The sequence below is a fragment of the Neotabrizicola shimadae genome (genome assembly GCF_019623905.1).
In the GTDB taxonomy this organism is placed as follows: Bacteria; Pseudomonadota; Alphaproteobacteria; order Rhodobacterales; family Rhodobacteraceae; genus Neotabrizicola; species Neotabrizicola shimadae.
Map to the genome: position 1 here is coordinate 266,590 of NZ_CP069370.1, position 13,313 is coordinate 279,902.

Annotated in this window: 12 protein-coding genes; 2 read left to right on the forward strand and 10 right to left on the reverse strand. The window is 66.7% G+C overall.

Going from position 1 to position 13,313, the window contains the following annotated elements:
- The first annotated feature begins 42 nt into the window (after positions 1-42).
- Complete coding sequence (locus JO391_RS01325; RefSeq protein WP_220662423.1) at positions 43-708, forward strand: TerC family protein; 666 nt, start codon at positions 43-45, stop codon at positions 706-708.
- Position 709: 1 nt separating this feature from the next.
- Here JO391_RS01325 and JO391_RS01330 read toward each other — a convergent pair whose 3' ends face one another.
- The 9 genes from JO391_RS01330 to JO391_RS01370 form a co-directional block, all read right to left on the reverse strand.
- Positions 710-1,708, reverse strand: coding sequence for an NAD-dependent epimerase/dehydratase family protein (locus JO391_RS01330; protein ID WP_220662424.1), 999 nt, complete (start codon positions 1,706-1,708; stop codon positions 710-712).
- Between the two features lie 84 nt (positions 1,709-1,792).
- Positions 1,793-3,034, reverse strand: coding sequence for an NAD(P)/FAD-dependent oxidoreductase (locus JO391_RS01335; protein WP_220662425.1), 1,242 nt, complete (start codon positions 3,032-3,034; stop codon positions 1,793-1,795).
- A gap of 47 nt (positions 3,035-3,081) precedes the next feature.
- Positions 3,082-4,236, reverse strand: coding sequence for an iron-containing alcohol dehydrogenase (locus JO391_RS01340; RefSeq protein ID WP_220662426.1), 1,155 nt, complete (start codon positions 4,234-4,236; stop codon positions 3,082-3,084).
- The gene (locus tag JO391_RS01345) at positions 4,233-5,621 is read right to left on the reverse strand and encodes an aldehyde dehydrogenase family protein (protein ID WP_220662427.1); all 1,389 of its coding nucleotides are present in this window, start codon (positions 5,619-5,621) and stop codon (positions 4,233-4,235) included. Before JO391_RS01345 ends, JO391_RS01340 begins: the two co-directional genes overlap by 4 nt.
- A 229-nt stretch (positions 5,622-5,850) precedes the next feature.
- Positions 5,851-7,218, reverse strand: a complete 1,368-nt coding sequence (locus JO391_RS01350; RefSeq protein ID WP_220662428.1) for a glutamine synthetase family protein — start codon at positions 7,216-7,218, stop codon at positions 5,851-5,853.
- Positions 7,219-7,467: 249 nt separating this feature from the next.
- A complete protein-coding gene (locus JO391_RS01355; RefSeq protein ID WP_220662429.1) occupies positions 7,468-8,502 on the reverse strand; it encodes a TRAP transporter substrate-binding protein in 1,035 nt (344 codons plus the stop codon).
- Between the two features lie 43 nt (positions 8,503-8,545).
- The gene (locus JO391_RS01360) at positions 8,546-9,871 is read right to left on the reverse strand and encodes a TRAP transporter large permease (protein WP_220662430.1); all 1,326 of its coding nucleotides are present in this window, start codon (positions 9,869-9,871) and stop codon (positions 8,546-8,548) included.
- On the reverse strand, positions 9,871-10,422 hold the full coding sequence (locus tag JO391_RS01365) for a TRAP transporter small permease subunit (RefSeq protein WP_220662431.1): 552 nt from the start codon (positions 10,420-10,422) through the stop codon (positions 9,871-9,873). Before JO391_RS01365 ends, JO391_RS01360 begins: the two co-directional genes overlap by 1 nt.
- Positions 10,423-10,431: 9 nt before the next feature.
- Positions 10,432-11,217, reverse strand: a complete 786-nt coding sequence (locus JO391_RS01370; RefSeq protein WP_220662432.1) for an N-formylglutamate amidohydrolase — start codon at positions 11,215-11,217, stop codon at positions 10,432-10,434.
- 144 nt (positions 11,218-11,361) lie between these two features.
- Between JO391_RS01370 and JO391_RS01375 the strand changes: the two genes are divergently transcribed.
- Positions 11,362-12,252 (forward strand): MurR/RpiR family transcriptional regulator, encoded by an 891-nt coding sequence (locus tag JO391_RS01375; RefSeq protein WP_220662433.1) that lies wholly within the window; start codon positions 11,362-11,364, stop codon positions 12,250-12,252.
- A 126-nt stretch (positions 12,253-12,378) separates the two neighbouring features.
- Here JO391_RS01375 and JO391_RS01380 read toward each other — a convergent pair whose 3' ends face one another.
- On the reverse strand, positions 12,379-13,308 hold the full coding sequence (locus JO391_RS01380) for a 2-hydroxyacid dehydrogenase (RefSeq protein WP_220662434.1): 930 nt from the start codon (positions 13,306-13,308) through the stop codon (positions 12,379-12,381).
- Positions 13,309-13,313: the final 5 nt, after the last annotated feature.

The following is a 13,313-nucleotide window of genomic DNA, read 5'->3' on the forward strand; positions in this document are numbered from 1 at the left end:
CGGGGCGTATGTGCGGCGCGACCGTCAGGAAGGGCGAGAGCCATGGAAATCTTCACCGCCGCAGGCTTTGCCGTCTTCCTGCAGGTCATCGCCATCGACCTCGTGCTGGCGGGCGACAATGCGGTGGTCATCGGCCTTGCCGCGGCGGGCCTGCCGAAGGAACAGCGCACCAAGGCCATCCTGGTGGGCATCCTGGCCGCCACGGTGCTGCGCATCGCCTTCGCGCTGGTCGCCACCCAGCTTCTGGCCATCACCGGGCTTCTGCTGGCCGGGGGCATCCTGCTGCTCTGGGTCTGCTGGAAGATGTGGCGCGAACTGCGCTCGGGCCACGGCGACCAAGAGGTTCAGGCCCAGGAGGCGCTGGCCAACGCCGACCTGAACGCGGACGGCACCATCGCCAAAGGCGCGCCGCGCAAGACATTTGCCCAGGCCGCCTGGCAGATCGTCATCGCCGACGTCTCCATGTCGCTCGACAATGTGCTGGCCGTGGCGGGCGCCGCCCATGAACACCCGACGATCCTGATCTTCGGCCTCGGTCTCTCCATCGCCCTGATGGGCATTGCCGCCTCGTTCATAGCGCGGCTCCTGAACCGCTTCCGCTGGATCGCCTATATCGGCCTGGCCATCATCCTTTATGTCGCGCTCGACATGATCTGGCGCGGCTGGCACGAGGTCGGCCCGCTGGTGCAGGCCGCCGTTCTGGGCTAGGTCAGACCCCCGCCCAGTCGCGATACCAGCGCACGAAATTGCCCACGCCTTCGTCCAGCGGCGTGCGAGGGATGCCGCCGACCAGGGCGCGCAGCAACGCGTCCGAGGCCCAGGTGCGCGGCACGTCGCCGGCCTGCATCGGCAGGAAGTTCTTCTCGGCCACCCGCCCCGTCGCGCGCTCGATCGCGGCCACGAACTCCATCAGCGGCACCGGCGCGGCATTGCCGATGTTCACCGCGCGGAACGGCGCCACCGGCGAAAGGCTGTCCATCGGCCCGGCGGAAACCGTGCCTGGCGCCACCGCGATCAGCCGGCGGATGCCCTCGACCAGATCCTCGACATAGGTGAAGTCGCGCGCCATCTCGCCGCCGTTGTAGATGTCGATGGGCTCGCCCTTCAGGATCGCGCGCGTGAACTTGAACAGCGCCATGTCGGGCCGGCCCCAGGGACCATAGACGGTGAAGAAGCGGAACATCGTCACCGGCAGGTGGTAGAGATGGGCATAGGAATGGGCCATTCCCTCGGTGGCCATCTTGGTCGCGGCATAGAAGGACATCGGCCGGTCGGTCTTATCGGTTTCGGCGAAGGGCACCTTCTCGTTCGCGCCATAGACGGAAGAGGTCGAGGCCAGCATCATATGCGCGGGCGGATGCGCCCGCGCCGCTTCCAGCAACTCATAGGTGCCGATCAGGTTCGCCTCGACATAGGAGCGCGGCGCCTCGATCGAATAGCGCACCCCCGCCTGCGCGGCCAGATGCACCACCGCCTGCGGCTTCTCTTCGGCCATCAGCCGCATCAGAAGGCCGGGCGTCTCGATCAGGCCGCGCTCGAACCGCAGGTCGCCCGACAGCCGGGCCAGCCGCCCTTCCTTCAGCGCGGGGTCGTAATAGGGCGTCATGCCATCCACACCCACCACGCGCCAGCCGTCCGCCAGCAACAGCCGCGCCAGGTGGAACCCGATGAACCCGGCCGCCCCGGTGATCAGCACTGTCTTGGTCATGGTCTTCCCCAATTCATCCTTGCCCCAGATACTCTCGGGGGATGAGCCGCGCCAGCGGCGAGGGGGCAGAATGCCCCCGTTGCGTCAGAACCTGCCGGGCGAGACGGCGGCGGTTTCGCGCGCCGGCACCCGCCCGGCCACGACATCCGCGACGATCCCCGCCGTGACCGGCGCCAGCGTCACGCCGATATGGCCATGGCCGAAGGCATGAATCACCTCGGCCCCGCCCCGCGACGGGCCGATCACCGGCAGGCTGTCGGGCATCGAGGGGCGGAAGCCCATCCATTCCCGGTCGGGTTCACCCAGATCGGGGTAGAAGAGCCGCGCGCCTTCCACCAGCCGGGCAATGCGGTGCGGCGAAGGCGGCGCGGTCAGCCCGCCCAGTTCCACCGTGCCGGCGGCGCGCAGCCGCCCGGTCATCGGGCACAGGTAGAAACCCCGCGCCGTATGGCAGGCGGGCCGGGTCAGGCGGGGCGTCTGCATGTCCCATTCGACGTGATAGCCGCGCTCGGTGTCCAGCGGCAGCCGGTCGCCCGCACTGGCGGCGAGGGCACGCGAATGGGCGCCCGCCGCGATCACCACGCGCCGGGCGTGCAGGTGCAGCCCCGGCCCGTGGACGACGACGCCATCCACCATCCGCTCCAGCCGCTCGGCTCGCAGCGCCACATGCTCCGCCCGCGCGGTGACATGGGCGGCCAGCCGCCGCATCATCGCGCCGGGGTCGGACAGGAAGATCGCCTGCGGAAAGAAGGCCGCCCCGCCCTGGACCTCGGGCAGGCCGGGTTCCAGCTGGCGTAACTCATGCGGCTCCAGCAGCTCCACCGTCACGCCCAGGCTGCGCCGGAACGCCATGTCCGCCGCCGCTGCCCGGTAGCCCTTCGCCGTGTCATAGACGTAGAGGCACCCCCGCGGCACCAGAAGGTCCGCCGCACCGATCCGCGCCGCCAGGTCGCGCCACAGATCGCCCGCCCCGGACAGAAGGCCCGCAATCGCCACCGCATTGCGCCGCGCCGGCCCCGGCAGAGACTGCACGGCAAAGCGCGTGAGCCACGGCATCAGCGCGGGCAGTGCCGCCCGCCGGATCGCAAGCGGCGAGTTGCGGTCGAACAGAAGCGCAGGCAGGTGCTTCAGCACATCCGGCGTGCCGACCGGCAACACCGCATAATCCGCGATGGTCCCGGCATTGCCGTAACTCGCGCCCATGCCGGGCTGGCCCGGATCGACCAGCACCACCTCGCGCCCGTCCTCCAGCAGCCGCTCGGCGGTGGCAAGGCCGACCACCCCGCCACCGATCACCGCAATATCCGTCGTGATGTGCCGCGTCATCGCGCGATCCTCGCGCATCGGCCCTGCAGGGCCAAGGCGCGCCGCGGTCACATGCAGGCGTCGAACAGCGCGCGGGTGTTCTCGCGCGTCATCGCCACCGGGTTGCCGCCGCAGGAGGGATCCTCCAGCGCCATCTCGGTCAGCTCGTCCAGCCGCGCCCGCTCCACGCCCATGGCCGTCAGGTTGGCCGGGATGCCGAGCTTCGCCCGAAGCTCCATCACCGCCGCGCGGAAGCCGTCAAAGCCGCCCGCGATGCCCAGATAGGCCGCCGCCCGCTCGATCCGCGCCTCGATCTCGGGCCGGTTGAAATCCAGCACCATGGGCATCACCACGGCATTGGTCGTGCCATGATGCGTGCCATAGACCGCGCCCACCGGGTGCGACAGCGAATGGATCGCCCCCAGCCCCTTCTGGAAGGCCACCGCCCCCATGGCCGCCGCGCTCATCATGTGGGCGCGCGCCTCCAGGTTGCCCGGCTCGGCATAGGCCACGGGCAGGTTCTCGAACACCAGCCGCATCCCTTCCAGCGCAATGCCCTGGCTCATCGGATGGTAGAAGGGCGAGCAATAGGCCTCCAGGCAATGCGCCAGCGCATCCATGCCGGTGCCGGCGGTGATGAACTTCGGCATCCCCACGGTCAGCGCGGGGTCGCAGATCGTGACCTTGGGCATCAGCGCCGGGTGGAAGATGATCTTCTTCTTGTGCGTGGCGCTATTGGTCAGCACCCCGGCACGGCCCACCTCGCTGCCGGTCCCCGCCGTGGTCGGCACCGCCACGATGGGGGCGATCTTCGCCGCGTCCGCGCGGGTCCACCAGTCGTCGATATCCTCCAGATCCCAGACCGAAAGCTCGGGCCGCTGATGCGCCATCAGCGCGATCATCTTGCCCAGATCCAGCGCCGACCCGCCGCCAAAGCAGACCACGCCATCATGCCCGCCGGCGAGGTAAACCTTGATCCCCGCGGCCATGTTGCCTTCGTTCGGGTTCGGGTCCACGTCCGAGAACACCGCGCGCCCCAGGCCCGCGGCTTCCAGCACGTCCAGCGCCTGCGCGGTGATCGGCAAGCTCGCCAGCGCCTTGTCGGTCACCAGAAGCGGCTTCGTGATGCCCGCGGCCTTGCAATGCTCGGCCAGTTCGGAAATCCGGCCCACCCCGAACTTGATCGCGGTGGGATAGGACCAGTTGCGGTTCGGAACGCTCATTGCGGTTTCACCTTGCGGAAATGATAGGAACGGGGGCGGGTCACCGACTGGTAGCCCAGCTTCGACAGGCCGACGCCGCGGCCGGTGTCTTTGCAGCCTGTCCAGCAGATCGCCGGGTCCAGGTAATCGGCGCGGTTCAGGAAGACCGTGCCGGTCTCGATCTTGCGGGCGATGTCCCAGGCGCGGTCGATATCCTTCGTCCAGAGGCTCGCTGTCAGGCCATAGGGCGAGTCGTTCATCAGCCGCAGCGCCTCGTCGTCCGACGTCACCGGCATGATGCCCACGACCGGGCCAAAGCTTTCCTCGGTCATCACCCGCATGGAATGGTCCACGTTCACCAACACCTGCGGCATCAGATAGGCCCCGCCATCGTCGGCCGGGAAGTTCTGCTTCTCGATCAGCGCCTTGGCCCCCTTGGCCAGCGCCTCGTCCGTCTGCTCGCGCACGGTGCGGGCAAAGCGGGCATTGGCCATCGGCCCAAGCGTCGTATCCGCCTCGAACGGGTTGCCCAGCTTCAGCCCATTGGCCCATTTCACCGCCTTGTCGACAAACTCGTCGAACAGGCTCTCATGCACATAGATCCGCTCGATGCCACAGCAGCACTGACCGGCATTGTACATCGCGCCGTCCATCAGCACGTCCACCGCCCAGTCCAGGTCGGCATCCGGCATCACATAGCCTGGGTCCTTGCCGCCCAGTTCCAGCCCCAGCCCGGTAAAGGTGCCCGCCGCCGCGCGCTCGATCGCCTGGCCGCCGCCCACCGATCCGGTGAAGTTGACAAAGCCGAAAGACCGCTCGCGGATAAGGGCTTCGGTGCCGGCATGGTCCAGCACGACATTCTGGAACACATCCGCCGGCACACCTGCCTTGGCCATCGCCTCGGCGATGCGCTCGCCCACCAGAAGCGTCTGGCTCGCGTGCTTCAGCATCACCGCATTGCCCGCGATCAGCGCCGGCACGATGGTGTTCATCGCCGTCATGTAGGGGTAGTTCCAGGGCGCAATCACGAAGACCACGCCATGCGGCGCCCATTCGATGCGACGACCGAACCGGTCATCCTCTTCGATCATGATCGGCGCCAGCGCCTCGGCGGCCACGCTCGCCATGTAATTCGCGCGCTCGTTCAACCCGCCGAATTCGCCGCCAAAGCGGGTCGGGCGGCCCATCTGCCAGGCAAGCTCCTCGACGATGCGCGCCTTGTCCTCGTTCAGGTGCTGCACCGCGGCCAACACCAGCGCGATGCGCTCCTCCAGCGGCCGCGCCGCCCAGGCCGGTTGCGCCGCCTTGGCCCGCGCCACCGCGGCCCGCGCGGCCTCCAGCGTATAGGGCACGCGCTCGGCATAGACCCGTCCGTCCACGGGGCTGATCAGTTGAATGGGTTTCATCTCTCACCTCTGGCGCCGTGCGCCGGATCGAAGGGTAGGGTGCGTGCTTGCACGCACCGTCCAAGTTCACTTTCCCGAATTTGGCTATTCGAGAAGTCGGGATACAAATCTAACGAGATCTCCCCCAAACATTCCCCTGATCGCCGCCCCTGCCACGATGATGGCTGACAACTTTCCGGGCTCTTTCTTGGGGTCGAGGCTTCGCCAGTTCATGATGGGTGCCGTTCCGTCACGCGCGTTCCAGAAGCCGCTGCAGCTCGAAATCCGTCACCACGCGGTCGGTTTCCAGGATCTCCCACTGCGCCGCATGGTGGTAATGATCCACCACCTCGTCGCCGAAAGCCGCGCGCAGCATGGCCGAACCCCGAAGCAGCTCCGCAGCCTCGCGCAGGTTGTGCGGAATCTCGCGGATGTTCGCCGTGTTATACATGTCGCCCTTCATCTCGGGCTCCAGCTCCAGTTTCTGCTCGATTCCGGCAAGACCGGCCGCCAGCAGCGCGGCGCAGGCAAGATAGGGGTTCACGTCGGAACCCGGAATGCGGCATTCCACCCGCACGGCCTTGGTGTGCTCGCCGCAGATGCGGAAGCCGGCGGTGCGGTTGTCCGCACTCCAGACCGCCTTGGTCGGCGCGAAAAGGCCAATGCAGAACCGCTTGTAGCTGTTCACATAAGGCGCCAGGAAGGCCGTGATCTCGCGTGCATGGGCCAATTGCCCGGCGAGGAACTGCTTCATCACGGGCGACATGCCATGTTCGTCCGCCGGGTCAGCAAAGGCGGGCTTGCCATCCAGCGTCCAAAGCGACTGGTGGATGTGGCTGGACGACCCCGCCTTGCGGTGATCGTATTTCGCCATGAAGGTCACCGACTTGCCCTGCGCATGGGCGATCTCGCGCACCGCTTCCTTGACGATCACATGGTTGTCGGCGGTGTCCAGCGCGTCGGAATAGCGATAGTTCACCTCGTGCTGGCCGCTGTCGGCCTCGCCCTTGGTGTTCTCGACCGGGATTCCGGCCTTGTACAGACCATTGCGCACGGCGCGCATCAGGCCCTCTTCCTTGGTGGTCTGGAAGACGTGGTAATCCTCGTTATAGGCGCTGATCGGCCTCAGGTCGCGCAAGCCCCCGTCGCGGAGGTTCTCGTAGGAATTCTCGAAGATGTAGAATTCCAGTTCCGTCGCCATCATCGGGTCAAAGCCCAAGGCACGCGCGCGGGCCACCTGGCGTTTCAGGATGGCGCGCGGGCTGATCGCCACTTCCTCGTGGGTGTGGTGGTCCAACAGGTCGCCCAGCACCAGCACCGTGCCCGGCAGCCAGGGCAGGGGGCGCATCGTGGCCAGATCGGGCTTCAGCACATAGTCGCCATAGCCCTGTTCCCAGCCCGCCGACTTGTATCCGGGAACCGTGGTCATCTCCATGTCCACCGCCAGCAGATAGTTGCAGCAGTGGGTCTCCTTCCAGCCGCCTTCCACGAAGAAGGCCGCATGGAAGCGCTTGCCCATCAGGCGGCCCTGCATGTCGATGCCGGCCACCACAACGGTGTCGATCTCGCCGCGTGCAACGGCTTCCTTCAATGCGTCAAAACTCAGATTGCCGGGCATGGTCGTGCCTCTCTTGTCTTATTCGTCAGATCATGGACCCCGGCGCCGCCGGGGCAGGGTGCAAGTCACAGGGCGCGGTAGGCGCCGCCGAATTCCGGCTTGCGAGCCCAGGGCCGCGCCAGGCGAGGGCGCATCAGGGCAATGATCCGGCCGCAATCGCGGCAGTCGGGGGACATGGGTTTCTCCAAAAGACCAGTCAGTCGTGCCGGAAATACCGGGCGGGAACAAGCCCCGCCCGGTCTTTCGCGATCAATAGCGGTAGGGCACGCCCGCCTTGGTCATGGTCTCGTTGTAGGTCTTGATGATCGAAACGACCTTGGCTTTCACCTCGGATTCCGCCGCGATCTCGTCCCAGAACTTCACCGCCGCATCTTCCACCGCTTTCCACTCCTCGGACGGGATCGTGGTCAGCTTCAGCTTGGTCTCGTTCACGCGCAGGCTCGCCTCTCCCGCCCAGTACCAGTGCTGGCGATAGTAGTGCGACTGCTGGAAGCAGGTCTCCATCAGCGCCTGCATCTCGGGAGGCAGCGCGTTCCAGCGGTCCATGTTGGCGAAGAAATGGCCGATCCAGGCGCCCGAGATCTCGTTCGTCAGGAAATAGTCGGTCACATTGGCCCAGCCCACGGTATAGACCTCGGTGATGCCCGACCAGGCCAGCCCGTCCAGCTCGCCCGTCTGCAGCGCCACTTCCACGTCTTCCCAGGGCAGCGTCACCGGCACCACGCCGAACTGCGTCAGGAACCGCCCCGCCGTCGGGAAGGTGAAGACGCGCAGCCCGTTCAGGTCGGCCAGCGAGTTGATCGGCTTCTTGGTCGAGAAGTTGCAGGGGTCCCAGGACCCGGCCGAGATGTGCTTGACCCCGACCTTGGCGTATTCGTCCTTCCAGATCTGGTCCAGCCCGTACTTGTAGAACAGCGCCGGCACATCCAGCGAATAGCGCAGCGCCAGCGGGAAGTAGCCGCCGAACACCGTCACCTCGGTCGGCGAGGCCATGGAGTCGTCATCGGACTGCACGCAGTCGATGGTGCCCGCCTGCATGGCGCGGAACAATTCGCCCGTGGGAACCAGCTGGTCGGAATAGAACAGCTCGATCTCCATCTTGCCCTTGGCCAGCTCGTTGAACATGTCCACCGCGGGCTTCACCACATGCTCGCCAAGCGCGGCCCCGGCATAGGTCTGCATCCGCCACTTGATCACGTCCTGCGCGCGCACCACGGCGGGCGCGGCCAGCGTGGCGGCCCCTGCCAGAGCGCCGCGGGTCAGGAATGTGCGTCTCGTCGTCATGGGAACCTCCTTGTTGTGGGGCGATCAGCGCCGCCCGTTCGGGTCACTTGGTATAGATTGCGTTGGGTAGCCAAAGGGCAATGTCAGGGAAGATCATCAGGATCACCAGCGACAGCACCATCAGCCCCACGAAGGGCAGGACCGACCGGTAGATGTCCGCCAGGCTGTAATCCTTGGGCGCCATGGCCCGCATCAGGAACAGGTTATAGCCGAAGGGCGGCGTCAGATAGGCGATCTGGCAGGTGATGGTGTACAGGATCCCGTACCAGATCAGGTCAAAGCCAAGCGCCCCCGCCAGGCTCACATAGATCGGCGCCACGATCACCAGCATGGCCGTGTCGTCCAGGAACATCCCCATGATCAGGAACGACAGCTGCATCATGATCAGGATCGTCCAGGGCCCCAGCCCCATGTCCTCGACGAACAGCCGCTCGATCGCGCGGCCCGCGCCCAGCCCGTCAAACACCGCTCCGAAGGACAAGGCCGCCATGATGATCAGCATGAACATGCAGGTGATCGCCAGGGTGGATCGGGTCGAGACCTCGAAGACCTCGCGCGTGAAACGGCCCTTGGCCACGGCGGCCAGCACCGTCACCACCACCCCGATCACCGAGGCTTCGGTCAGGGACGCCCAGCCGTTCACGAAGGGCACCATCATCACCGCGAAAATGCCCACCGGCAGAAGCCCGGCGCGCAGAAGCCGGATCTTCTCGGCCCGCGGGATCGCAGCACTTTCCTCGGCCGAAAGCGCCGGCCCAAGCGAGGGGTTCAGCCGGCAGCGGATCCAGATATAGGCCACGAAGATCGCCGCCATCATCAGCCCCGGCCCGATGCCCGCCAGCCACAGCTGCCCCACGGGTTGCCGCGCGATCATCGCATACAGCACCAGCACGACCGAGGGCGGGATCAGGATGCCCAGCGATGACCCCGCCTGGATCACCCCGGAAATCATCAGCTTGTCATAGCGCCGCCGCGCCAGTTCCGGCAAAGCGATGGTGCAACCGATGGCCATGCCCGCGACCGACAGCCCGTTCATTGCGGAAATCAGCACCATCAACAGAACGGTGCCGATGGCCAGGCCCCCCGGCACCGGCCCCATCCAGACATGGAACATCCGGTACAGGTCTTCGGCCAGCCGGGTTTCCGACATGACATAGCCCATGAAGACGAACATGGGCAGCGTCAGCATCGCGTTCCATTTCATCAGCTTCATGACGGCCGAAATGCCCATCTGCTGCCCGCCGGTGCCCCACAGCGACAAGGCCGCCACCACGGCCACAAAGCCGATGGCGCCGAACACGCGCTGCCCGGTCAGCATCATCAGCAGCATGGTCGAGAACATGAGGATGGCGATGGTCTCGTATTCCATCACATCACCTCGGCATCGGTATGCTGGCGGCCACCCGGATAGGGGCCAAGGTCGATGCCCCGGATCGTCGCCACATCGCGGATCAGATGGGCAAAGGCCTGCAACACCATCAGGAAGAACGCCACCGTGATCGTCAGCTTCAGGGGCCACATCACCGGCCGCCAGGCGGTCGGGTTGCGCTCGCCGATCTCAAAGGCATAGACGGTGCTTTCCACCGAGCCATACAGCATCACGCCAAGATAGAAGATCAGGCAGAAGACGGTGAAGATGTCCCACATCGCCCGCGTCCGGGGCGACCAGCGGCCATACAGCAGGTCCATCCGCACGTTGGACCCAAGTTGCAGCGAATAGGGCGCGCCCAGCAGGTAATAGGCCACCAGCAGGAACTGCGCCATTTCCAGCGTCCAGATTGCCGGTATCTGCAAGACCTTGGTGGCCGAGGAATACAGAAGCACCGCCATCATGGCGAACAAGAGGTACATGGCAAAGCGGCCGACGCGGTAGTTGATCCGCTCCACCGTCTTCACATAGGCAACCAGCGCGGGGTTCATGGGGCTCCTTCAGGCGGCTGCGGCAGGGGACAGGCTGTGCAGCGCAGCCCGAAGAACGGGCGCCAACCGCTCTGCCATCGCCGCTTCGGCGGCGGCATCGGCGATCAGGTCGTTGCGGATCTCCAGCATGGCGTTCAACAGGCCGTAGGGCGTGGCCTGAACGCGCAGGGTATGCGTCACGTCATCGGCCGCCGAATAGGGCTCGTTCAGCCCGCAGTGCAGGCCGGTCTGCGCCTGCGCCTCGGCAAGGATGGCGCGTGCCAGCCGGTCGTCGGCATCGTGGATCACGCCGAACTCCACCGCGCGCGGCTGGCCATGCCAGACCGGCGTGAAGCTGTGGATCGTCACCACCGCCGTCGCGCGCCCGCGCGCCAGCCGCCGCATCAGCACCCCGTGCAGCGCGGCCTGAAAGGGCAGGTAAACCGCTTCCGTCCGCGCCGCGCGCTCCTCCGCGCTCAGGTTCTGGTTGCCCGGGATGACATGGACCTCGGAACGCACCGCCATGGCCCCGGCCTGGTCGGGCGCGCGGTTGCAATCATAGATCAGCCGCGAGACAGGCGCATGAACCAGCGCCGCATCAAGCCGCGCCGACAGCCCGCGCGCCAGGCCCAACGCACCGGGATCCCAGGCGATATGGGCGCGCCTCTGGTCCTCTGACAGGCCAAGGTCGCCCCAGGGGGCAGGCATCATCCGCGACGCATGTTCGCAGACAAGCACGATCGGGCTGGCCCCGGACTCGTTTTCCACAAGCCCGGAAAATCCGCCCGGAAAACCCGGTTCGGCAAGCGCAGTCATGGCTGCGAGTCGGCTCCCTGTTGCCGTATTGTTTGGCCGAGCGTCCTTCACGGCGCGCCGTTGTGTCAAGAATATTTCTTTCCGAAGATTCCTGTTACAAACTTTACCAACGCCCGCCGGGGCGGACCGATGAAAGGGCAGGCGATGGACAAGTCCCCGACCGACCGCAGCGCAGACTCCGCAATCGAGCAGCGGATGCGCACGGCCCTGCCCGACCTGACCCGCGCCGAACGGCAGCTGGCCACCCATATCCTCAGCCACTTCCCGGTCTCGGCGCTTGGCTCGATCACCGCGCTGGCCAAGGCGGCCGAGGTGTCCACCCCCACCGTGGTGCGGCTGGTGCAGAAACTTGGCTACAAGGGCTATCCCGATTACCAGCAGGCGCTGCGTGCCGAGGTCGAGACGATGCTCGTCTCTCCCATGGGCCGGCAGGACCGCTGGACCGAAGGCGCGCCTGACAGCCATATCCTGAACCGCTATGCCGATGCCGTGGTGGCCAATCTCTCTGCCACGCTCGGCCAGATCGACCATGCCGATTTCGACGCCGCCGCCGCGCTCATCGCCGATCCTTCCCGCCATGTCTGGTGCATCGGCGGGCGGCTGACCCACGTGGCCGCCGATTACGCCGCCACGCTTCTGGTCGGCGCCCGGCCCGATGTCTCGCTGATTTCGGGCACGGTGCTGAACTGGCAGGCCGCACTTCTCGACATGGCGCCGGGCGATGTGCTTCTGGCCTTCGACATCCGCCGCTACGAGGCGACCGTCGTGCAAGTCTGCGAAATGGCGGCCGAACAGGGCGCCGAGGTGGTGCTCATCACCGACCGCTGGCGCTCGCCGGCCGCCGACAAGGCCCGGCATGTGATGGCGGCCCATGTCCAGACCCCGCTCGCCTCGGATTCCATCGTCTCGCTCCTGGTGCTGGTGGAAACCCTGCTCGCCTCGGTCCAGGCGCGAATCTGGGACATCTCGGAAGCCAGGTTGAAGCGCATGGAAGACCTCTACGCCCGCGCCCGCTTCTTCCACCGCTCGCGGTAGAGGGCAGATTCCTTCGAAGGAATTTGCGCTCCACCCCTCGGGCAAGTGTTAAGTCCAAGTTAAAGCGTGCGCGCAAATTATTGATTTCACTGGATGCAGGGAAGCGTCCGAGCTCGGACGCCCCCCTCAATACCCCCGGACCCGGTCCACCCGGTGCAGGAACGGCTCCCCCGCCTCCCCCCGCCGGATGTTCTCGGCCACCACCCGAGCCGCGCTGGCCGTCCGGGTATCGGCGGCGATATGGGGGGTCACGGTCACGCGGGGATGGGTCCAGTAGGGATGGTCCCCCGGCAGCGGCTCCACCCGGAACACGTCCAGCGTGGCATGCCCCACCCGGCCCGCATCCAGCGCGGCCAGAAGGGCCTCATCGTCGATCAGCGCCCCCCGCCCCGGGTTCAGGATCACCGCGCCCTCCGGCAGAAGGGCCAGGGTCCGGGCATCCAGGATATTCTCGGTCCCCGGCGTGCGGGGCAGGAGGGTCACCAGGATCGCGGCGGTGGACAGCGCCCGGTCCAGCCCCTCCGGCCCCGAAAGGCAGGTCAGTCCCGGCACCTGCTTTGGCGTCCGGCTCCAGCCGGTGACCGGAAAGTTCAGCGCCGCCAGCGCCTGCCCGCAGGCCGCGCCCAACTCGCCCAGGCCCAGGATCGTGACGGGCCGCTCCCGCGCCAGCGGTGGGCAGGTCGGATCCCAGACATGGCCGGGGTTCACGATGTGCCGGTCCATCCCCAGGTGATGGCGCAGGGCGTGGCCCACCACCCATTCCACCATCCCCTCGGTCAGCGCCGGATCGACCATCCGGCACAGGGGCATGGTCAGGGTCTCGTTCCCGACGATCCGCTCCACCCCGGCCCAGAGGCTCAGCACCGCCCTGGCGCGGGTATAGGGCGTGAAGTCCTGCAGCGGGCTGGAGGGGGCATAGACGATGTAGTCCACCGTGGCCGGGTCTGCCTCTGGCGCCAGCCGCGCATCAAGCCCCCCCTCGGCCAGCGCCGCCGTCAACGGCGCCTGCCATTCAGGCCAGAGCGCGGGCATGGGAAAAAGCACGGTCAGGGGCATCGCGG